Origin of the sequence: Nocardioides cavernae (assembly GCF_013410035.1) — a bacterium.
Lineage (GTDB): Bacteria > Actinomycetota > Actinomycetes > Propionibacteriales > Nocardioidaceae > Nocardioides > Nocardioides cavernae_A.
The window spans coordinates 968,428-988,060 of the sequence record NZ_JACCBW010000001.1; the positions used below are offsets into that span (position 1 = coordinate 968,428).

Here is a 19,633-nt window from a genome sequence, read left to right on the forward strand (position 1 = left end):
CCTACCAATCGTTTGATTGGAGCAATGTGCACGCCGCTGCCGTCACCACCTCCGTGGGCACGATCGAGATCGCCTCTGTCGCCTTGGCCGAACCGGGCCCGGAGGACGCCGTGCTGGGGGTCGAGGCGGTCGGCATCTGCGGCACGGACCTGCACATCTTCGACGGCAGCTACGCCACCCGCCTGCCTCTCGTGCAGGGGCACGAGGTGAGCGGCCTCGTCGAGCGCCTGCCAGCGTCGTACGACGGCCCGCTCGCCGTGGGCGACCGCGTCGCGGTGGAGCCGGTGACCTCCTGCGGGACCTGCGTGGCCTGCCGCAGGGGACGGCGCAACACCTGCTGCGCCATGGACGCGGTCGGGGTGCACCGCCCCGGCGGGCTGCAGCAGAGGCTCGTCGTCCCGGTCCGCAACCTGCACCCGGCGCACGACCTGCCACCCGACGTGACCGCCCTCTGCGAGACGCTGTCCATCGGCCTGCGCGCGGTCACCCGGCCGGCCGTGACCGCGGCCGACTCCGTCGTGGTGCTCGGCGCCGGGCCCGTGGGCCTGGCAGCTGTCATCGCTGCTCGAGACGTCGGCGCCGAGGTGATGGTCGCCGACCTCCACCCCGCCCGGCTCGCCCTTGCCCGCGACCTCGGAGCCGCCCACGGGGTGCAGGGCGTCGACGACCTGCAGGAGCGCGTGGAGGAGTGGACCGCCGGGGACGGCGCGTCCGTCGTCGTCGAGGCCACCGGAGCGGCACGCGTCGCCGAGCAGGCCTTCGAGGTGGTGGCCATGGCCGGCCGGATCTCGATGGTCGGCGTCTCCGAGCAGCGCATGTCACTGCCGGTCAAGGCCATCCAGGCCAAGGAGCTCGACGTGCTGGGCAGCCGGGCCACGCTCGACTTCCCCGGCGCCGTCGCGCTCGCCGCGCGCCACCGCGACGACGTACGCCGCCTCGTGTCCCACCGCTTCCCCCTCGCCGAGGCGCGAGCCGCCGTCGAACTGGCCCTGCACCACCCCCAGGGCGTGGTCAAGGCACTCATCGAGGTGTGCTGAGCCCGGGCTCAGGCGTCGAACGCCAGGACCACCCGCCCGCGCAGGCCCGGGGTCTCCGCGAGGGCGTGCGCCTCGGCTCCCCGGTGCGGTGTGAGCACTTCTGCCACCCGGGTGGTGAGTCCTCCCGACGCGGAGAGCGCCAGGAGGTCGGCGAGCACGTCCGGTCGGTCCTGATAGCGGCGGAAGCTGACCAGCCTCGGTTCGATCCCGCGCTCGGGCGGGGGCACGTGGCCCGGACGCAGCGTGAGGAGCCGGCCCCCGTCGCGGACCATCGGCAGTGCGGCCGCGTCGAGCATGGCCGCGTCGACCACGGCGTCGACGCCGTCGGGGTGCCGGGCCCGGACTTCCTGCGCGACGTCGTCACCGCGCGGTACGAACGCTGTCGCGCCCAGCCCCACGACGAGCTCCTCGTCGGTCGACGAGGCGACTGCCACCACTTCCAGCCCGGCGGCGCTCGCCAGCTCCACGACGTAGCCGCCGACGGCGCCCGCCGCTCCCGTGACCACCACGGTCGCGCCCGGCGGGAGGGCCAGCGTGTCCAGGACGACGCGTGCGGTCAACCCGTTCATCGGGACCGTCGCAAGCGCCACCTCGTCGACGCCGGCCGGACAGGGCGCGACGGCGCCGGCGCCGGTCACGACCAGCTCTGCGTGCGACCCCCGCCCACCGGGGATGAAGTGGCTCGAGCCCGCCACGGTGGCACCCGGCAGGAGGTCGACCCCCTCCCCGACCGCGTCGACCGTCCCGACGAGCTCCAGACCGCCGACGAATGGCGGCAGCGCGTCCGGGACGAACGCGGCGTGGTCGCCGCGGCGGTACTGGACGTCGGCCGGGTTGACGGTGGTCATTCGTACCCGAACGCGCACCTCACCGGGCCCCGGTTCGGGCACGGGCACCTCGACGAGCCGGACCGCGTCCGGGCCCCCGTAGGCGTGGAAGCCCACGGCGGCCATCGTCCTCACACGCGGCTCCTCCCGGTCGTCGCCTCGCGGCGACCTCACATGCCGTAGCCGCCGTCGACGTCGATCCACTGCCCGGTGACGTAGCGCGCGTCCTCGCTCGCGAGAAACCCCACGGCAGCCGCGATGTCGGCGGCCTTGCCCAGGAACCCGAGCGGGACCCGGCTGACGGCCACCTCGAGCTGCTCGGGCCGGACGTCGCCGGTGCCGAGGAGCACCTGGGTCATCCCCTCGTCCAGGATGCCCACGCCGACGGCGTTCGCCCGGACCCCGAAGCGACCCTCCTCGGCGGCGACCGCGCGGACCAGCGCCTCGTTGGCGGCCTTGGGTCCGCTGGAGAGGACGTCACGCAGCACGAACCGCCTGTTGGCGACCGTGCTCACCACGACGACGGACCCGCGGCTCTCGCGCAGGTGCGGCAGGGCCGCGCTCACGACCGCGAAGCTGCCACCGGAGTCGACGCGCAGCTGCTCGGCGTACTGCTCGGGCGGCAGCGTGCTCACCCAGGACTGGAAGTTGGTGGGCGAGGCGGCCAGCACCACGGTGTGCAGCCCCCCACGCTGCTCGGCGGCCCGGGCCACGGCCTCGGCCGCCTGACCGGGGTCCCCCATGTCGAGGCGTTCGACGTCGCACGCGCGTCCGCTCGCCACGACGAGCTCGGCGGTCTCACCGGCGGCGGCCGAGCTCCCGGCGTACGTCACGGTCACGTCGCTGCCCAGCCGGGCCAGGCGTACGGCGACCGCGCGGCCGATCGCCCCGCTGCCCCCGACGACGAGCGCACCGCCCGGTCGTCCGCCGAAGGGTGCGCTGTCGAGCGCTCGATCGTCGTGGTCTTGCGTGGTCATGGGTAGATCATCCTGCATCCACCGGGTACGTTCAACCGATCGTTTGGTCTAATCCTTGTCACTCCAGCACGGCCAGGCATCGCGGAACTCCACGCGCCCGGCCAGCACGTCGTCGAGCGCGATGCCGTCGACCGTGCGTGACCAGTCGCGATCGGTCTCGACGAGCTGCACCAGCGCGCCACCCGCCGCTCGTGGTGGGACGAAAGCCTCGCGCCAGACCGGGTTGGTCAGGTCGGTGCCGACGAGCCCGAGCCCGGCCGCGTCGAGGCAGCCCACCGTCCGTGCGAGTTCGTCGACCACCATCGTGACGTGATGGAACCCCTCCCCGCGACGATCGATGAACCGGGCCAGGAGGGAGTCGGCACGCAACGGCTGCATCAGCTCCACCTTGAAGCCGCCGAGGGCGAGGTGGACAATGCGGTTGCCGGTCTGGTGGTTGTCGCCACCGAGGACGAATCGGGCACCGAGCGCGTCGCAGTAGAGGCCGAGCGCAGGCTCGACGTCGCGCACGGCCAGCGCGACGTGGTCGAACCTCCGGATGTCAGCCAACGAGGCTCTCGCGGACTACCAGTCGCGCCGGCACGGCGGCGGGGCCGTGCAGCATGGAGGACGGAGCGTACGTCAGCCCGTCGCGCCCGCCCTCGACGGCGAGCTCGACCGCGCTGACGCGCTCCGCGAGGATCGACAGCCCGATCCGCATCTCGGTGCGTCCGAGGGCGTGGCCGGCGCAGTAGTGGATGCCGTGGCCGAAGCCGAGGTGGGTGGCCCGGTTGGCGCGCCCCGCCTCGAAGGTGTCGGGGTCCGGGAAGGCGGCGGCGTCGCGGTTCCCCGCGCCCCACGAGGTGATCACCGCCGACCCGGCGGGGATGCGCACCCCGCCCAGCTCGACGTCGCGCATGGCCTGGCGGGTGCCGTACTGCGAGGGGGCGTCGAGCCGCAGGACCTCGTCGACGAACGCGTCGATGAGACGCACGTCGCCGGACAGCCGGTCCAGCATGCCGGGAAGCTCGGCGAGCCAGACCATCGCGCTGGCCATCAGCTTCGTGGTCGTCTCGTGGCCGGCGATGACGGACTGCTCGAGGATGCCGAGCATCTCGTCGAGGGTGAGCGGCTGCAGGCCCTCCTCGCTGGCGCCCGCAACGAAGTCGCTGAGGAAGTCGTCCTGCGGGTGGGCGCGCCGCTCGAGGAGCATCTCGGAGAAGAACCGGTCGAACTGCAGCCGTGCCTCGACCATCTCGGCGAGCTCGTCATCGTCGACGCTGAGCCTCCCGACCGGCTTGAGCAGGCCCTCGGACCACCGGGCGTAGTCGTCGACCATGTCGGCGGGGACGCCGAGGACGCGGGCCAGCACCTGGAGCGGGAAGGGCTTGCACCACGCCTCGACCAGCTCGACCTCTTCTCCGGCAGCGGCCCGGGCCACGACCGGGCCGAGGAGCTGGCCGGCGACCTCCCGGATGTCCTCCTCCATGGCACGGATGCGGGCCGGCCGGAAGGCGGGCGCGACGAGGGAGCGCTGGCGGGTGTGCTGGGGCGGGTCGGCCACCAGGCCGGCGCGCACGTGGGCGTCCTTCCCGTAGCCCTGCTCGACGAGGTCGGCCATCTCGGGCAGGTCGATCACCTGCTGGCGGACCTGGTCCTCCACCGCCATCGCGCCGCGCCCGCGTGCGATGCAGGAGGAGAAGATGTCGGGGCGGCTCGTCACCTCGACCACCTCGGCACGACCGAGCACGAAGAAGGCGTCGAACTCGGGCACCCACTGGACCGCCCCCTGGTCGCGGGCCTCCCGGTAGGCAGCGCTCCGGTTCCGCAGCGCGGGTTGCTCGACCCGGCTCATCGCCGCCAGCTGCGGGAACGGGCAGGTCACCGGCTCGGAACCACTGACGTCGGTGTCGCTGTCGCGCATCGCGGCCTCCAATTCGCCAAACGATTGGTTTGGAAAATTAGTGGGCGTCGTCACAACCCGTCAAGGCTCCCGACGTGGCTCGTTCTAACGTACGGTTGGTAGTCCACATTGCTGCGCGACCCCGGAGGCCCGCCCATGACGACCAGGATCCTGACGGGGGTCGACGACACCGAGACGGCCCTGGAGGCTGCGCGCACCGCGGCACGGCTCGCGGTCGGGCTCGGCGCCGAGCTGCACGTCATCTCGGCCTACGGCAAGGTCGACGCCATCGAGGTGCGTGCCGAGGGCAAGGAGTTCAACGTCTCCCCCGAGGACGACGCGCGCCGCGTCGCCGAGGCCGTTGCGCAGGTACTGCGCGACGAGCACGGCGCGCTGACCGTCGAGTCCTCACCGGCCGAGGGCAAGCCCGCCGAGGCGCTCGTCCGCGTTGCCGAGAGCCTCGACGCCGACGTCATCGTGGTCGGCAACAAGCGCGTGCAGGGCCTGGCCCGGGTGCTCGGGAGCGTGGCGAGCGACGTCACGCAGAAGGCCCACTGCGACGTCTACGTCGCGCACACTCACCCGCGCGGCTGACGCAGCCCCCTCGCCGGGCGTCCGCTCGCGGGCGTCACTCGTAGGTGTAGAAGCCGCGGCCGGTCTTGCGGCCCAGCAGTCCGGCGTCGACCATGCGCGCCAGCAGCGGAGGCGCGGCGTACAGCGGCTCCTTGAACTCCTCGTAGAGGGACTCGGCCACGGCCTTCGTGGTGTCCAGACCGATGAGGTCGGCGAGGGCGAGCGGCCCCTGCGGGTGCGCGGCACCCAGGACGAGCCCACGGTCGATGTCCTCGGCGGTGGCGAAGCCCGACTCCAGCATGCGGATGGCGGAGAGGACGAACGGGATCAGCAGCGCGTTGACCACGAAGCCCGCGCGGTCCTGGCAGTCGATCGCCCGCTTGCCGAGGCGCCCCTCGACGAACGCCCGGGCCCGCTCGGTCGTGTCGGACGACGTCAGCAGGCTGGGCACCAGCTCGACGAGCTGGAGCACCGGCACCGGGTTGAAGAAGTGCACGCCGATGACGTGCTGGGGGCGTGCGGTGACGACGCCCAGCTTCATGATCGGGATCGACGAGGTGTTGGACGCCAGGATCGCCTGCGGGTCGAGGACCACTCGGTCGAGGGTGCGGAACAGCTCGGTCTTGGCCCCCTCGTCCTCGACGATGGCCTCGACCACCACCTGGCGGTCGGCCAGGTCGCCCAGGTCGGTGACGTAGCCGATGCGTTCGAGGACCTCGGCCGCCGAGTCGATCTTGCCCTTCGCCTCGGCCCGCGCGAGCGACTTCTCCAGCCGCGCCCGACCCGCGTCGAGGGCGGCGGTGCTGGACTCGACCACCACCACGTCGAGCCCCGCGCGCGCCGAGACCTCGGCGATGCCCGAGCCCATCAGCCCGCAGCCGACCACGCCGACCCGGTCCATCCCGTTCTCCATGTCACTACCCTCTCTCTGGTCGCGTCACGACGGTGCGTGGGGGTGCGGGCCGCCTGCGAGCCACCGCTCGAGGCCCGGGCGAAGCGACGCGTCGACGAGCTCCACGAGCGCCCCGCTCGGCAACCGGTGGTAGGCGAACCCGGCGGCCCTGCCGTCGCGGCTCTCGTAGGTGAGGACCCGGGGGTGGCCTGCTGTCACCAGCCGCTCGGAGGTCTCGGCGAAGTCGTCGGCCCAGACTCCGACGTGGTGGGTCGCCAGGGCGCCGGCGGCGCCCGACGGCTGCTCCCACACGGTGCCCTCGACCGGCTCGAGGAGCTCGAGGTGCGGGCCCGGGGCGCGGGAGTACGTGAAGCGCAGCCGGACGTTCCTCGCACCCTCCGGCGTGCGCACCGTCATGTCCCACTCCTCCACGTCGGTCCACGACACGTCCAGGACGGTCGAGAGCTCCGTCATCGCGGGCTCGAGCGCAGGCACCACGAGACCCGTGTGGTAGAGGTTGCGCAGCGACAGCGGCGCCGCGCCGGTCACGAGACCGCGTCGCTGTAGAAGGCGAGCTGCTCGCGGATCTCGTCGGTCCGCACCCCGAAGTTGCGCTGCAGGTCGTTGTCGATCTCGCCGTGCTTGCGGCGAGGGTGGCTCGCGGCGTACGCCTCCCGCTCGGCGCGCGAGTGCTCAGTGAGCTCGAGCCCCGCCGCGGCGTACAGCTCCTCCAGCACGGCGTCCCCGTCGTGGACCAGCCGGTCGAAGTCGACGTCGAGGCGCTGGTCCGGCGGCACCACGTGCGAGTCGCGCACGTAGGCCTCGAGCAGGCTGCGCACCCGGTCGGTCCAGTAGCGCACGTGCCAGTCCACGTCGACCACCTTCTCGCGGAACCGGCCCTCGTAGGCGTTCTCGGTGACCATCGACTGCAGCGAGGCCATCGGGTCCCGGTGGGTGAAGACCACGAGGGCGTCGGGGTAGACGCTCATCAAGGCCGGCAGCTGCTCGACGTGCTGCGGACACTTCAGCACCCAGCGACGGTCGACCCCGTCCTGCCAGCTCATGGCCTGCAGCGTCGTCCGGGCGAACTCGTAGTGGGGGGTCTGGTCGGTGGCGAGGTAGTGGTCGCGCCAGCTCGGCACCTTGAACATCCACTCCCAGTAGTACGACGCAACGTCGGGGCACTGGAGCTCGATGTCCTCGTGGACGTGCTCGGGGTCCATGGGGTGGAACGGCGCCATGAGCGGGTTGAGCCGCTGGAGGTTCTCCCACGTCCGCTCGGAACGGACGTAGCGCGGGTCCCGGCCGCTCGCGTCGGGCTCGGCGTCCGTAGGGGCGACCGGTTGGACCGCCTCCCACAGCGGCATAGACCGCAGCCGCGAGTCGGCGGCGATGAGGCCGAGCAGGTGCGTCGTCCCGGAGCGCGGCAACCCGGCGACGATGATCGGGCGCTCGATGCGCACGTCGTGGATCTCCGGGTGCCGGGCGAGCAGGTCCTGGCGGAGCAACCGGTTGGCGAGCACCTCGACCAGCCTGCGGTGCAGGGTCGCCCGGTTGAACTCGGTGGCGTTGGCATCGGCGCCCACCTCGTCGAGGAGCAGCTGCATGCGGCCCCGGAAGTCGTCGGGACCGAAGTCCCCCAGGCCGGTGCGACGTACGGCCTTCTCCAGCACCGAGTCCGCGGTCAGGTCGACGGGGTTTCGCTCGGCCCGCTCGACGAAGCTGCGCTGGTCCTCGGTCAGCACGGGGTCGTGGAAGTCGGTGACGACGATCTTGTTGCTCATGGCTGCGCTCCAGTGTCGGTCCGTGCTCAGAGGCCGACGGAGAGTCCTCCGTCGATGACGATCAGGTCGCCCGTGTGGTAGACCGACGCGTCGCTCATCAGGTAGGCGGTGATGCCTTCGAGGTCGGCCGGGTTACCGGCACGGGGCACCGGGTAGCGCGACCACCGCCGCGCGCCGTCCGCGGGGGCGTCGCCGTAGGTGCTGCGGGTCAGGTCGGTCTCGAAGAAGCCCGGCGCGACCACGTTGGCCCGGATCCCGTCGCGGCCGTACTCGACCGCGATCCCCCGCACCATCGACAGCAGGGCTCCCTTCGCGGCGGCGTAGTGCTCGAGGCGACGCGTGCCGCGGATCGCCATCAGGCTGCCGCAGGCGATCAGCGACCCGCCCGGGTCACCGTCGTCGGCCCGCTGCTTCATGTGGCGCACGGCCTCGCGGAGCGTGTGGAAGGCGCCGTGCTGGCTGACCGCGAGCAGGTCGTGGTACATCTCCGAGGTCATCTCGTGGAACGACTCGGGCCGCGAGCTCGCGCCCGCGTTGGCGACGACGCAGTCCACGCGCCCCATCTCCGCCACCACCTCGCGCATGGCGTCCGCGACGGCGTGCTCGTCGGTCACGTCCACCTCCTGCGCCAGGACGCGTACGCCGTGCGCGCGCAGCTCGTCGGCGGCCGCCTCGTTGCGGGCCGCGCGGCGGCCCCACAGCACGACGTCCGCACCGCACTTGGCCATGCCGCTGGCGAACCCGAGACCGAGCCCCTGGTTGCCCCCGGTCACGAGGCCCACCTTGCCGGTGAGGTCGAAGAGGCTCATCCGGGACGGTTGCCGTAGGGATCGGCGGCGTAGGACTCGCGGGTGCGCTCCCGCTCGGTCTCCAGCCAGACCAGCTCGTCGTAGGTCTGCCCACCGGTGCGCGCGATCAGCGCGTCGAGGACGTCGGCATGGACGTCGAGTGCCGCGCGGTTCTCGGGCTCGGCGACGAGTGCCATCTCGACGAGGTGCAGCGCCTGCTCCGCCTCGCCGGCAGCGAGCCGCGCGGCGGCCCGCTCGGCGAGGCGGTCGGCACCACCGGCGAGCTCGACGACCTCGGGCCACACGGCACGCGCCGGGACAGCGTACAGCTGGCTGGTCAGGTCGTGCTGGAACCAGCCGGTGTACTCCTCCCACACGGTCCGGACGTACCAGCTGACGGGGCCGCGGCCCGACGCGGGCTCGAGATCGGGGGGCAGCACGACCTCGCGCATGAGGGTGTGCAGGTCCTTGCCGTCGTTCATCCCGCGCAGCGTCTCGTCGTGGATGAAGCGGACGGCGTCGCGCAGCCGGGTCAGGTCGGCCCGGATCGTGTCCGCACCCCGGACCGGGTCGCCGTGACCGGTCAGGAGGAGGTCGGCGTCGAGGTCGAGGAGCACCTCGAGGTCGGCGACGAACTGGCGTGCGCTCCGCGGCTTGTCGCCGCGCAGCGTGTAGAGGTTGGGGATCGCGCCGTAGAGGGCGCCCATGTGGTTGCCGACCAGCAGCACCCGGTGCTCCGGCAGCCACACCGCGAGGCAGTTGGTCGTCTCCCCGCCGGGGACCGGGATCAGCTCGAAGGTGGTCCCGCCGACGACGATGTCGGCGCGACCCTCGACGAGCACGAGGTCCTCGGGCTCCCGGGCAGGTCGGTCGACGACCTCGGCCGGCGCGGGCGCGGCGGAGAAGCCGCTCATCAGCCGACGGAAACGCGGCCGGTAGAAGGTCTTGAGCAGCCCGCGTTCGGCGCGGCCGGCGGGGAACGACGCCTCGGCGAGCAGCTGGACCCCCGGGTCGTCGAAGGCCTGCCAGCCGCCGACGTGGTCGGGGTGGTCCTGGGTGAACACGATCGCGCGCACCGACAGGGGCCGCCCGAGCAGCTGCTCGAAGCGCTCGCGGTGCCGGTCGCCCTCGAGCCGCGTGCCGGTGTTGACCACCACGTCGCCGTCCGGCGTCGTGACCACGTACGCGCTGGAGATCCCCCGCGAGAGCAGGATGCCGTCGGCGACCTGCTCGGCGGGCTTCTCGGGCTCCCACGCGCAGAGGACCTCGAACCGGTGGTCCCTGCTGGCGAACCGAGCCATCTGCTCCTCCTCCGTCCGACTCATCCTGCGTCGTTGATCATCCCGGCGCCGACGGTCACGCCGGTCGCCTCGTCGATGAGGATGAAGGAGCCCGTGGTGCGGTTCTTGGAGTAGGGGTCGCACAGCAGCGGCACGGTGGTGCGCAGCTGGACGCGGCCGATCTCGTTGAGGCCGAGCTCGCCGGCCGCCTGGTCGCGGTGCAGGGTGTTGATGTCGAGGCGGTACTGCACGTCCTTGACCATCGCGCGACCGGAGCGACTGGTGTGCTTGATGGCGAGCTTCTGGCGCGGGCGCAGCGGCTCGTTGGTCATCCAGCAGACCATCGCGTCGACGTCCTGCGTCGGGGTGGGGGCGTTGCGGGGGCGGGCGATCATGTCGCCGCGGGAGACGTCCACGTCGTCCTCGAGGTGCACGGTGACCGACATGGGCGGGAACGCCTCCGCGACCTCCCGGTCGAAGAGCTCGACCTTCGCCACACGCGAGGGAAGTCCCGACGGGAGCACGACGACCTCGTCGCCCGCCCGGATGACCCCCCCGGCCAGCTGGCCGGCGTACCCGCGGTAGTCGTGGTGGGCGTCGGACTTGGGCCGGATGACGTACTGCACCGGGAACCGGACGTCCTGCAGGTCGCGGTCGGAGGCGACGTGCACGTGCTCGAGATGGTGCATGAGCGTCGGCCCGTGGTACCACGGCGTGTTCTCGGAGCGGTGGACGACGTTGTCGCCGTTGAGCGCCGAGATCGGGATGACCTCGAGGTCGGGGATGGTGAGCTTCGTCGCGAACTGCGTGAACTCCGCGTGGATCTTCTCGTAGGTCTCCTCGGACCAGTCGACGAGGTCCATCTTGTTGATGCACAGCACCAGGTGCGGCACCCGGAGCAGGGACAGCAGGACGGCGTGGCGGCGCGACTGCTCGGTGAGGCCCTGGCGGGCGTCGACCAGGACCAGCCCGAGGTCAGCGGTGGAGGCGCCGGTGACCATGTTGCGCGTGTACTGCACGTGGCCCGGGGTGTCGGCGATGATGAACTTGCGGTTGGGAGTCGCGAAGTAGCGGTACGCCACGTCGATGGTGATGCCCTGCTCGCGCTCCGAGCGCAGGCCGTCGGTGAGGAGCGCGAGGTCGGTGTAGTCGTAGCCCTTCGACTGGCTGGTCGTCTCCACGGCCTCCAGCTGGTCCTCGAAGATGGACTTCGAGTCCAGCAGGAGACGGCCGATGAGGGTCGACTTCCCGTCATCGACCGAACCCGCGGTCGCGAACCTCAGCAGGTCCATGTCGTAGGGGTCGTGGGTCGTCGCTGTGGCCATCAGAAGTAGCCCTCCTTCTTGCGGTCCTCCATGGCGGCCTCGGAGAACCGGTCGTCGCCGCGGGTCGCGCCGCGCTCGGTGACGCGCGCGACGGCGATCTCCTCGATGATGGAGGCGGTGTCCGTCGCCTGTGACTCGACGCAGCCGGTCTGGGTGCGGTCGCCGACCGTGCGGAAGCGGACCGTCCTGGTCTCAGCCCGCTCGCCGTCGCGGGGGCGGATCTCGGGGCCGACGGACAGCAGCATCCCGTCCCTCTCCACCACCTCGCGCTCGTGGGCGAAGTAGATGGAGGGGATCTCGATGCCCTCGCGGTGGATGTAGTGCCAGATGTCGAGCTCGGTCCAGTTGGAGATCGGGAAGATCCGCATGTGCTCGCCGGCGTGCAGGCGCCCGTTGTAGAGGCTCCAGAGCTCGGGGCGCTGCATCTTGGGGTCCCACTGGCCGAACTCGTCACGGTGGGAGTAGACGCGCTCCTTGGCGCGGGCCTTCTCCTCGTCGCGGCGGCCGCCACCGAAGGCGGCGGTGAAGCCGTTCTCCTCGATCGCGGCGAGCAGGGCGCCGATCTGCTGGCGGTTGCGGCTCGTGTGCCCGTCGTCCACCACGTGCCCCGCGGCGATCGCGTCCTCCACCGAGGCCACCACCAGGCGGGCCCCGAGCCGACCCACCCAGGAATCGCGGGTGGCGAGCACCTCGTCGAAGTCGAGCCCCGTGTCGACCTGCAGGAGCGGGAACGGGAGCTTGGCCGGGAAGAACGCCTTCTCCGCGAGGAGGAGCATGACGATCGAGTCCTTGCCACCCGAGAACATCAGGACCGGCTTCTCGAACTCGGCGGCGACCTCACGGAAGACGTGGATCGACTCGGCCTCGAGCTGATCGAGCTGGCTGAGCTGGTAGTCGCTGTGCGTCGCGACCGATGGCGCCTGCGGCATCTCGCCTCCATATCCACCAAACGATTGTTTGATGACCATAGGCGGGGTGCTACCTCCCGTCAAGGACCCGGCCGGTGCACCGTCACACGTCGGTGACCCGCACCCCCGCGTGCGCCTTGTAGCGACGGTTGATCGCGATCAGATTGGCCGTGAACGCCTCGATCTGGTGCGCGTTGCGCAGCCGGCCGCCGTACATCCCCCGCATGCCGGGCACCACGTCGGCGAGCGCCTGGACGAGATCGGTGGCCTCGCGGTCGTCGCCGAGCACCAGCACGTCGGTCTCGACACGCTCGACCGACGGGTCCTCGAGCAGCACGGCGCTGACGTTGTGGAAGGCGCCCACGACGCGGGACCCGGTGAGGATCGCCGCCGCCTGCTGGGTGGCCGAGCCCTCGGCGACCGGGAGGGCGTACGGCCCCTGCTTGTCGAAGCCGAGCGGGTTCACGCAGTCGACCACGACCTTGCCCGCGAGCTCGTCGGTCAGCGACGCGAGCAGCTCAGCGTGGCCGTCCCACGGCACGACGACGAGGACGATGTCGCCCGCCGTGGCGGCCTCGGCGTTGGAGGTCCCCCGCACCCGGCCCACCTCGGCGAGGGCCTGTGCTGCGTCGGCCGCGCGCGCCGCGTCGCGCGAGCCCAGGACCACGTCGAGACCGGCGGCCGCGAAGCGCCGGGCGAGACCGCGGCCCTGCGGCCCGGTGCCGCCGAGGACGGCGATGGTCAGGGTCGACAGGTCGGGGGTCGGGGCTGTGTCGCTCACCCCGCCGACGCTAGCGCCCGAGCGGTGCGCACCGGTGGCCGGGCGGGGAGAGATGCCTCACCCCTCCGTGCGTTGTCCCGCCCGGGCGTGCGAGCGACCGTGGCCACATGACCGACACCAAGCGCATCGCGTTCCTGACCGCCGCCGAGGGCATCGAGGAGGTCGAGCTCACCCAGCCGTGGCAGGCCGTCGTCGACGCCGGCCACACGCCCGAGCTGCTCTCCCTCGACGAGGGCGAGGTGCAGCTCTTCCAGCACCTCGACAAGTCCAGCACCCAGAAGGTCGACCGCCGCGTGCAGGACGTCGCCGTGGCCGACTACGACGCGCTCGTCCTGCCCGGCGGCGTCGCCAACCCCGACGCGCTCCGCATGGACGAGGGCGCCGTCTCCTTCGTGCGGGACTTCATCGACTCCGGCAAGCCCGTGGCCGCGATCTGCCACGCGCCCTGGACGCTCGTCGAGGCCGACCGCGTACGCGGCAAGCGGCTCGCGAGCTGGCCCAGCCTCCAGACCGACATCCGCAACGGCGGCGGCGAGTGGGTGGACGAGGAGGTCGTCGTGGACGGCAACCTCGTCACGAGCCGCAACCCCGACGACATCCCGGCGTTCAACAAGGCGCTGCTCGACGCCCTCAGCTGACCAGCCAGCGTCCCAGGAGCGTCCCGTCCTGCTCGAGCAGCAGGGCGGGGCGCACCGCGACGTCCACGTCGGGCCCGCCGGCGATCCGGGGGCCCTCGCCGGCCACGAGGCGCGGCGAGACGGTCCAGCAGAGCTCGTCGACCACGCCGGCCGCGAGGAGGTCGCCGAACAGCGACGGGCCTCCCTCGCAGAGCTGGTCGCGCCAGCCCCGGCTCAGCAGCTCGGCCTTGAGCGCGACGAGGTCGATCTCGTCCTCGCCCAGCACCAGCACCTGCTCGTGCCCGAGCAGCTCGCGGGCCTCGTCCAGGCCCTCGGCCGTCGCGACGGTGGCGACCAGCACCCGACCGCGCGGTGCCTCGCGCAGGGTCGGGGGCACGTCGGCGCGGCGGCTCACCACCACGACCGGGATCTGCGGGACGTCGTACTCCTCGTCGCGGATGGTGCCCGCCCCGATCACCAGGCAGTCGGCCTGCGCGCGCAGCATGTCGAAGACCCGCTTGTCGGCGTCGTCGTTGATGCTCGAGCTGAGCCCGTCGGCGCCGGTGGCCGACCCGTCGACCGTGCTGACGAAGTTGACCCGCAGCCACGGCTCGCCGCGAGGGGCGTACGCCTGGGCGAGCTGGTCGTCGGACAGGTCGGTCAGGCGCTGCAGCTCGAAGGACTCGCTCACCGTTCCATCCTGCCCTCTACCCTTTCGGGCGTGATCACCCTTCCGGACCTGGCCGCGCTCCAGAACGACCACGGAGCGGCCTGGGACAGCCCGGTCGCGCCGGTCGTGCTCGACGGACCGCGCGGCCCGGTGACCATCGGCGACGGACCGGTGACCCTCATGGGCTGCGTCAACCTCTCGCGCGACTCGACCTACCGCGAGAGCGTGGCCATCAGCCCCGCCGACGCCGTACGGCTGGGCCGGGTCCAGGCGGCGCAGGGTGCCGCGCTCATCGACCTCGGCGCCGAGTCCAGCAACGCGACGGCCGCCCGCGTGGACGCCGACGAGCAGGTCGCGCGGCTCGTCCCCGCCGTGGAGGGGCTCGCGCAGGAGGCCATCGTCTCGGTCGAGACCTACGAGCCGGCGGTCGTACGGGCCTGCCTCGACGCCGGCGCGCGCGTGCTCAACATGACCGGTCGCGAGCACGAGGACGAGATGCTCGCCCTCGCCGCCGAGTACGACGCCGCGGTGGTCCTGTGCTTCGGCACCACCTCCAACGTCCGCGAGATCACCGACGTCCCGCCCGACGCCGACCCGATCCCGGTGCTGCTCGACCACTTCGCCCCGCGCATCGCCCACGCCCGCTCGCTCGGTGTCGACAAGGTCGTCGTCGACCCCGGCATGGGCTTCTACTACGGCAACCTCGTCGACCCGCTGACCCGCGCCCGCCACCAGACCCGCGTGCTGGCGCAAGGCTTCCGCCTGCGCCCCCTCGGTGTCCCCGTCTGCAACGCGGTGCCCCACAGCTTCGACGTCTTCGGCGACGAGTTCCGCAAGGGCGAGGGGTTCTACGCCGTGTTCGCCACGCTGGGCGGCACCCACCTCGTCCGCACCCACGAGGTCGCCCACCTGCGGGCGGTGCTGCGCGGGATCACCGAGCTCGGGGTCCGCTGAGCGCGGGGCTCAGCCGAGGTGGGCCCGTACGCCCGCCACGAGGCCGCGGGCGTACCTCGCCCGGCCCTTCGGCGAGGTCATCACCCGCGCCTCGGCCGTGCTGCGCATGTTGCCGAGCTCGACCATCACCGTGGGCACGTCGGAGAGGTTGAGCGTCCCGAGGTCGGAGCGGGTGTCGAGACCGTCGCCGCCGGCGACGTAGTTCGCGACCACGAAGCCCCGGCCCAGCAGGCCGGACTTCACGTGCGCGGCCAGCCGGCGCGACGGCCCGAAGATGTCGGAGGTCCACGGCGCCCGGTCGGCCGGGGCGATCACGTGGAAGCCGCGCGCACCGGTCGCGTACGAGCCATCGGCGTGGATCGAGAGCTTGAGGTCGGCGCCGAGCTCGTTGCCCGCGCGTCCGCGGACGTCGACGCAGGGGCCCCACCGGTCCTGCCGGTTGCTGTGACGGGTGAACTGCACGCTCGCGCCGAGCTCGCGCAGCCGCGCCCCGACCAGCCGGGACACCTGCCAGACGAAGGTCGCCTCGGGATAGCCGCCGTTGGTCGCCGTGCCCGTGGTGTTGCACGGCTTGGTGAACCCGCCGGCCGGCACCGGTCGGTCGATCTGCGCCGGGAAGTTGTGGTTGCCGAGCTGGTGGCCGGGGTCGATGACGACGAGCCTGCCGGCGAGGGGCCGGGTCTCGACGCCGCGCGACTCATGAGCCGATGTGGCCGCTGGTCGCACGGCATGCCCCGACTCGAGCGGCCATATGACCGCTTGAGTGGCCAGATGGACGCCCAGCGCGACCGCAGCCCACCGCCGGCGGCGCATCAGCCGGCGAACCCCCGCGGGTTCTGCGACTGCCAGCGCCAGGCGTCGGCGGCCATCTCGTCGACGGTCTTCTTCGTGCTCCAGCCGAGCTCGGCGTTGGCCTTGCTCGCGTCCGCGTAGGACACCGCGACGTCACCCGGGCGGCGCGGGACCACCTCGTACGGCAGCTCGCGGCCAACGGCGCGCTCGAAGGCGTGCAGCATCTGGAGCACGCTGGTGCCGTGGCCGGAGCCGAGGTTCCAGGTGCTGACCGGCTCGGTGGTCCTGGTCAGGGCCTCGAGGGCGGCGACGTGGCCGGCGGCGAGGTCCTCCACGTGGATGTAGTCGCGCACCCCGGTGCCGTCGACCGTGTCGTAGTCGTCGCCGAAGACGGCCAGCTTGTCGCGCTTGCCGACCGCGACCTGGGCGATGAACGGGGTGAGGTTGTTGGGGATGCCCGACGGGTCCTCCCCGAGGGTCCCGGACTCGTGGGCCCCGACCGGGTTGAAGTAGCGGAGCAGCGCGAACCGCATCTGCGGAGACGCCTCGGCCACGTCGCGCAGGATCTGCTCCTGCATCACCTTGGTCCAGCCGTAGGGGTTGGTGGCGAACGTGCGCTGGTCCTCGGTCGCGCCGGCCTGCTCGGTGCCGTAGACGGTCGCGCTGGAGGAGAAGACGAGCTTGTCGACGTCGTACTTCTGCATCGCCCGCACGAGCGAGAACGTCGAGACGAGATTGTTCTCGTAGTAGTCGAGCGGCTTGGCCACGCTCTCCCCGACGGCCTTGTAGCCGGCGAAGTGGATGACGGCGTCGAACTCCTCGGCCGCGAAGAGGTGCTCAGTCTTGTCGTAGTCGCAGAGGTCGAACGAGTGCAGTGGCAGCGACGTCCCCGTCAGCGCCTCCATGCGGCCCTTCACGACCGGGTGGGAGTTGCTGAAGTTGTCGACGATGACCACGTCGTGACCGGCGGCGACGAGCTGGATGACGGTGTGCGAGCCGATGTAGCCCGCACCGCCGCTGACGAGGATCTTCATGACCGTCACCCTAACGACCGATCGCCCTGACAGACTGGTCGCATGCCGAGCGCACTCATCACGGGAATCACGGGCCAGGACGGCCTCTACCTCGCCGAGCTCCTGCTCGAGAAGGGCTACGACGTCCACGGGCTGATCCGCGGCCAGAACAACCCCCGCCGCGAGCTCGTGTCGAAGGTCGTCCCGGACGTGCAGCTCCACAACGGCGACCTGACCGACCTCTCGAGCCTCATGCGCGCGATGCGCGACTCGCAGCCCGACGAGGTCTACAACCTCGGCGCGATCTCGTTCGTCGCCTACTCCTGGGAGAACGCGTTCGTCACCAGCGACGTGACCGGCATGGGCGTGCTCAACATGCTCGAGGCCGTACGCCTGCACGCCGGCGACGACCCGTCGGCGATCCGCTTCTACCAGGCGTCGAGCTCGGAGATGTTCGGCAAGGTGCAGGAGGTCCCCCAGTCGGAGACCACCCTGCTCTGGCCCCGCTCGCCCTACGGCGTGAGCAAGGTCTACGGCCACTACATGACCATCAACTACCGCGAGTCCTACGGCATGCACGCCTCCTCGGGCATCCTGTTCAACCACGAGTCGCCGCGTCGTGGACCCGAGTTCGTGACCCGCAAGATCAGCCAGGCCGTCGCCCGGATCCACCTCGGCCTCCAGGACGACGTCACCCTCGGCAACCTCGACGCCCGCCGCGACTGGGGCTTCGCCGGCGACTACGTCGAGGCGATGTGGCGGATGCTGCAGCAGGACGAGGCCGAGGACTACGTCATCGCGACCGGCGAGACCTGGTCGATTCGCGACTACCTCGAGCTCGCCTTCGCCCACGTCGGCATCGAGGAGTGGGAGCCCTACGTCAAGCAGGACCCGCGCTTCATGCGCCCCGCCGAGGTCGAGCTCCTCATCGGGGACGCGTCGAAGGCGAAGGAGAAGCTCGGCTGGGCGCCCACCGTGTCCTTCGCCGAGCTCGTCGCGATGATGGTCGACAGCGACATCGCGGCCGCCAAGGCGGGCTGGTGAGCGCTCGCGCGCTCATCACGGGGATCGGCGGCCAGGACGGCACCTATCTCGCCGAGCGCCTCGTCGGCGAGGGCTGCGAGGTCCACGCGCTCGTGCTGGCCGCGGACGGGCACCCGGCGTACTGCCCGGACGAGGTCGTGCTCCACACCGGCGACCTCGGCGACATCGAGGCGACCCGTCGCCTCGTCCTCGACCTCGCCCCCCAGGAGGTCTACAACCTCGCTGCGATCAGCTCGGTCGCCCAGTCGTGGGAGGAGCCCGACCGCACCGCGCACGTCAACGGGCACGCGGCCGTCGCGCTGATGGAGTCGGCCCGCCGGGTCGGCGGCGTACGGCTCGTGCAGGCTTCGAGCGCCGAGATGTTCGGCGAGGCCTCCGAGTCACCGCAGGACGAGGAGACACCGATCGCGCCGGTGAACCCGTACGGCGCCGCGAAGGCGTTCGCCCACCTCTCCGCCCGCGTCTTCCGACAGCGCGACGTGCACGTGTCGAGCGCGATCCTCTACAACCACGAGTCGCCCCGGCGGCCCTCGCGGTTCGTCACGCGCAAGATCACCTCCACCGTGGCGGCGATCGCGCGTGGCGACGCCGACGAGCTGGTGCTGGGCAACCTCGACGCCCGCCGCGACTGGGGGTGGGCGCCGGACTACGTCGACGCGATGGTCCGGGCGGCCCGCGCGGACGCGCCGTCCGACTACGTCGTCGCGACCGGCACCGCCCACTCGGTGCGGGACTTCGTCGCGGCCGCGTTCGCCGCGGCGGGCATCGACGACTGGGAGGGACTCGTGCGCCAGGACGCGGCCTTCTACCGGCCCGCGGACCCGACCGAGCTGGTCGGCGACGCGAGCCGGGCGCGCGAGGAGCTGGGCTGGGTGCCGAGCGTGGACTTCGCCGAGCTGGTGCGCCGGATGGTGCTGGCCGACCTCAGCTGAGCGGGATCTCCTCGGAGTTGTCCCGCTCGACGGGCTCCGAGTCCTCGGGCACCTTGACCTCGCCCGCCTGGTCGAGGTCGAGCACGAGCTCGCGGTCACCCACCTTGGTCCACGCGATCGTGGTCCGGAAGTCGTCCCGCTCGAGCTGGACCCACGGCTCGGACGCGGCGGCGTCCCCGGCCTTGCGCGTCCAGCCGGCCCCCTCGAGGGCGGCCGCCGCCTGGTCGACCTGCGCGCCCTCGTCGCCTTCGCCGACGACCACCGCCGAGGCCTTGTAGTCCTCGGCCCGGTAGGTCGACATGCCCTCGCTCTCGACCCGGCCCCGCGCGCGCTCGACGGTGAGGCCGCCGTCGGTCAGCGCGGCGGCCATGTCGCGGAGCTCGGCGTTGACGGCCGACTTCATGGACGCGAGGTCCTCGGCGGCCTGCTCCGGGTCGGGGTCGTTCCCGCACGAGCCCAGGCCGAAGACGAGGCCGAGCCCGAGGACGACGGCCAGCAGGAGGCGCAGCGGCAGCAGCTTCATGCGCCCCATCATGGCAACCCGCACCCGGCGCGCG

Annotated in this window: 22 protein-coding genes; 6 read left to right on the top strand and 16 right to left on the bottom strand. The window is 71.9% G+C overall.

Annotated features, from left to right (window positions below):
* The first annotated feature begins 83 nt into the window (after nt 1-83).
* Nucleotides 84-1,037 (top strand): zinc-binding dehydrogenase, encoded by a 954-nt coding sequence (locus F4692_RS04745; RefSeq protein WP_179618448.1) that lies wholly within the window; start codon nt 84-86, stop codon nt 1,035-1,037.
* 8 nt (nt 1,038-1,045) lie between these two features.
* Here the strand turns inward: F4692_RS04745 and F4692_RS04750 are convergent, their stop codons facing one another.
* From F4692_RS04750 to F4692_RS04765, 4 genes are read right to left on the bottom strand one after another with little or no spacing between them, the layout of a single operon-like run.
* A complete protein-coding gene (locus tag F4692_RS04750) occupies nt 1,046-1,990 on the bottom strand; it encodes an NADP-dependent oxidoreductase (RefSeq protein WP_179619031.1) in 945 nt (314 codons plus the stop codon).
* Between the two features lie 44 nt (nt 1,991-2,034).
* Nucleotides 2,035-2,841, bottom strand: coding sequence for an SDR family NAD(P)-dependent oxidoreductase (locus F4692_RS04755; RefSeq protein WP_179618449.1), 807 nt, complete (start codon nt 2,839-2,841; stop codon nt 2,035-2,037).
* Nucleotides 2,842-2,889: 48 nt separating this feature from the next.
* The gene (locus tag F4692_RS04760; protein ID WP_257029500.1) at nt 2,890-3,390 is read right to left on the bottom strand and encodes a VOC family protein; all 501 of its coding nucleotides are present in this window, start codon (nt 3,388-3,390) and stop codon (nt 2,890-2,892) included.
* On the bottom strand, nt 3,383-4,744 hold the full coding sequence (locus F4692_RS04765) for a cytochrome P450 (RefSeq protein ID WP_179618451.1): 1,362 nt from the start codon (nt 4,742-4,744) through the stop codon (nt 3,383-3,385). Before F4692_RS04765 ends, F4692_RS04760 begins: the two co-directional genes overlap by 8 nt.
* A 135-nt stretch (nt 4,745-4,879) precedes the next feature.
* On the opposite strand from F4692_RS04765, the gene F4692_RS04770 reads away from it, so the two are divergent.
* On the top strand, nt 4,880-5,317 hold the full coding sequence (locus F4692_RS04770) for a universal stress protein (protein ID WP_179618452.1): 438 nt from the start codon (nt 4,880-4,882) through the stop codon (nt 5,315-5,317).
* 34 nt (nt 5,318-5,351) lie between these two features.
* On the opposite strand, the gene F4692_RS04775 is transcribed toward F4692_RS04770, so the two are convergent.
* From F4692_RS04775 to npdG, 8 genes are all read right to left on the bottom strand, one after another.
* Entirely contained in the window at nt 5,352-6,197 is an 846-nt protein-coding gene (locus F4692_RS04775) for a 3-hydroxybutyryl-CoA dehydrogenase (RefSeq protein ID WP_306457360.1), read from the bottom strand.
* Between the two features lie 36 nt (nt 6,198-6,233).
* A complete protein-coding gene (locus tag F4692_RS04780; RefSeq protein ID WP_179618454.1) occupies nt 6,234-6,737 on the bottom strand; it encodes a VOC family protein in 504 nt (167 codons plus the stop codon).
* Nucleotides 6,734-7,972 (bottom strand): sulfotransferase family protein, encoded by a 1,239-nt coding sequence (locus F4692_RS04785; RefSeq protein WP_179618455.1) that lies wholly within the window; start codon nt 7,970-7,972, stop codon nt 6,734-6,736. The genes F4692_RS04780 and F4692_RS04785 overlap by 4 nt, the downstream gene beginning before the upstream one ends.
* 26 nt (nt 7,973-7,998) lie before the next feature.
* Nucleotides 7,999-8,781 (bottom strand): SDR family NAD(P)-dependent oxidoreductase, encoded by a 783-nt coding sequence (locus F4692_RS04790; RefSeq protein ID WP_179618456.1) that lies wholly within the window; start codon nt 8,779-8,781, stop codon nt 7,999-8,001.
* A complete protein-coding gene (locus tag F4692_RS04795; protein WP_179618457.1) occupies nt 8,778-10,061 on the bottom strand; it encodes an alkyl sulfatase dimerization domain-containing protein in 1,284 nt (427 codons plus the stop codon). Before F4692_RS04795 ends, F4692_RS04790 begins: the two co-directional genes overlap by 4 nt.
* A gap of 20 nt (nt 10,062-10,081) precedes the next feature.
* Nucleotides 10,082-11,365 (bottom strand): sulfate adenylyltransferase subunit 1, encoded by a 1,284-nt coding sequence (locus tag F4692_RS04800; protein WP_257029501.1) that lies wholly within the window; start codon nt 11,363-11,365, stop codon nt 10,082-10,084.
* Nucleotides 11,365-12,294, bottom strand: a complete 930-nt coding sequence (gene cysD, locus F4692_RS04805) for a sulfate adenylyltransferase subunit CysD (protein ID WP_179618458.1) — start codon at nt 12,292-12,294, stop codon at nt 11,365-11,367. Before cysD ends, F4692_RS04800 begins: the two co-directional genes overlap by 1 nt.
* 82 nt (nt 12,295-12,376) lie before the next feature.
* Complete coding sequence (npdG, locus tag F4692_RS04810) at nt 12,377-13,054, bottom strand: NADPH-dependent F420 reductase (RefSeq protein WP_179618459.1); 678 nt, start codon at nt 13,052-13,054, stop codon at nt 12,377-12,379.
* Nucleotides 13,055-13,161: 107 nt separating this feature from the next.
* Here npdG and F4692_RS04815 point away from each other — a divergent pair, with 107 nt between their 5' ends.
* Nucleotides 13,162-13,692, top strand: coding sequence for a type 1 glutamine amidotransferase domain-containing protein (locus tag F4692_RS04815; RefSeq protein WP_179618460.1), 531 nt, complete (start codon nt 13,162-13,164; stop codon nt 13,690-13,692).
* Here F4692_RS04815 and F4692_RS04820 read toward each other — a convergent pair.
* Nucleotides 13,685-14,362, bottom strand: a complete 678-nt coding sequence (locus F4692_RS04820; RefSeq protein WP_179618461.1) for a dihydrofolate reductase family protein — start codon at nt 14,360-14,362, stop codon at nt 13,685-13,687. The two genes, F4692_RS04815 and F4692_RS04820, sit on opposite strands and share 8 nt — an antisense overlap.
* A gap of 30 nt (nt 14,363-14,392) precedes the next feature.
* On the opposite strand from F4692_RS04820, the gene F4692_RS04825 reads away from it, so the two are divergent.
* Entirely contained in the window at nt 14,393-15,295 is a 903-nt protein-coding gene (locus F4692_RS04825; RefSeq protein WP_179618462.1) for a dihydropteroate synthase, read from the top strand.
* Nucleotides 15,296-15,304: 9 nt separating this feature from the next.
* Here the strand turns inward: F4692_RS04825 and F4692_RS04830 are convergent, their stop codons facing one another.
* Nucleotides 15,305-16,021 carry an N-acetylmuramoyl-L-alanine amidase gene (locus F4692_RS04830; protein WP_308645157.1) on the bottom strand — a complete coding sequence of 239 codons (717 nt, stop codon included), beginning with the start codon at nt 16,019-16,021 and terminating at the stop codon, nt 15,305-15,307.
* A gap of 86 nt (nt 16,022-16,107) precedes the next feature.
* The gene (gene galE, locus F4692_RS04835; RefSeq protein ID WP_179618464.1) at nt 16,108-17,121 is read right to left on the bottom strand and encodes a UDP-glucose 4-epimerase GalE; all 1,014 of its coding nucleotides are present in this window, start codon (nt 17,119-17,121) and stop codon (nt 16,108-16,110) included.
* A 42-nt stretch (nt 17,122-17,163) separates the two neighbouring features.
* On the opposite strand from galE, the gene gmd reads away from it, so the two are divergent.
* Nucleotides 17,164-18,144 (top strand): GDP-mannose 4,6-dehydratase, encoded by a 981-nt coding sequence (gmd, locus tag F4692_RS04840; protein ID WP_179618465.1) that lies wholly within the window; start codon nt 17,164-17,166, stop codon nt 18,142-18,144.
* Complete coding sequence (locus F4692_RS04845) at nt 18,141-19,076, top strand: GDP-mannose 4,6-dehydratase (protein ID WP_308645158.1); 936 nt, start codon at nt 18,141-18,143, stop codon at nt 19,074-19,076. The genes gmd and F4692_RS04845 overlap by 4 nt, the downstream gene beginning before the upstream one ends.
* Here the strand turns inward: F4692_RS04845 and F4692_RS04850 are convergent.
* Nucleotides 19,069-19,599, bottom strand: coding sequence for a hypothetical protein (locus tag F4692_RS04850; RefSeq protein ID WP_179618466.1), 531 nt, complete (start codon nt 19,597-19,599; stop codon nt 19,069-19,071). The genes F4692_RS04845 and F4692_RS04850 overlap by 8 nt on opposite strands.
* Nucleotides 19,600-19,633: the final 34 nt, after the last annotated feature.

Coding starts and splice junctions, on each gene's coding strand:
- F4692_RS04750 (WP_179619031.1), bottom strand. CDS start 1,990: ATGGCCGCCGTGGGCTTCCACGCCTACGGGGGCCCGGACGCGGTCCGG.
- F4692_RS04755 (WP_179618449.1), bottom strand. CDS start 2,841: ATGACCACGCAAGACCACGACGATCGAGCGCTCGACAGCGCACCCTTC.
- F4692_RS04765 (WP_179618451.1), bottom strand. CDS start 4,744: ATGCGCGACAGCGACACCGACGTCAGTGGTTCCGAGCCGGTGACCTGC.
- F4692_RS04770 (WP_179618452.1), top strand. CDS start 4,880: ATGACGACCAGGATCCTGACGGGGGTCGACGACACCGAGACGGCCCTG.
- F4692_RS04775 (WP_306457360.1), bottom strand. CDS start 6,197: ATGGACCGGGTCGGCGTGGTCGGCTGCGGGCTGATGGGCTCGGGCATC.
- F4692_RS04785 (WP_179618455.1), bottom strand. CDS start 7,972: ATGAGCAACAAGATCGTCGTCACCGACTTCCACGACCCCGTGCTGACC.
- F4692_RS04790 (WP_179618456.1), bottom strand. CDS start 8,781: ATGAGCCTCTTCGACCTCACCGGCAAGGTGGGCCTCGTGACCGGGGGC.
- F4692_RS04795 (WP_179618457.1), bottom strand. CDS start 10,061: ATGGCTCGGTTCGCCAGCAGGGACCACCGGTTCGAGGTCCTCTGCGCG.
- F4692_RS04800 (WP_257029501.1), bottom strand. CDS start 11,365: ATGGCCACAGCGACGACCCACGACCCCTACGACATGGACCTGCTGAGG.
- cysD (WP_179618458.1), bottom strand. CDS start 12,294: ATGCCGCAGGCGCCATCGGTCGCGACGCACAGCGACTACCAGCTCAGC.
- F4692_RS04815 (WP_179618460.1), top strand. CDS start 13,162: ATGACCGACACCAAGCGCATCGCGTTCCTGACCGCCGCCGAGGGCATC.
- galE (WP_179618464.1), bottom strand. CDS start 17,121: ATGAAGATCCTCGTCAGCGGCGGTGCGGGCTACATCGGCTCGCACACC.
- gmd (WP_179618465.1), top strand. CDS start 17,164: ATGCCGAGCGCACTCATCACGGGAATCACGGGCCAGGACGGCCTCTAC.
- F4692_RS04850 (WP_179618466.1), bottom strand. CDS start 19,599: ATGAAGCTGCTGCCGCTGCGCCTCCTGCTGGCCGTCGTCCTCGGGCTC.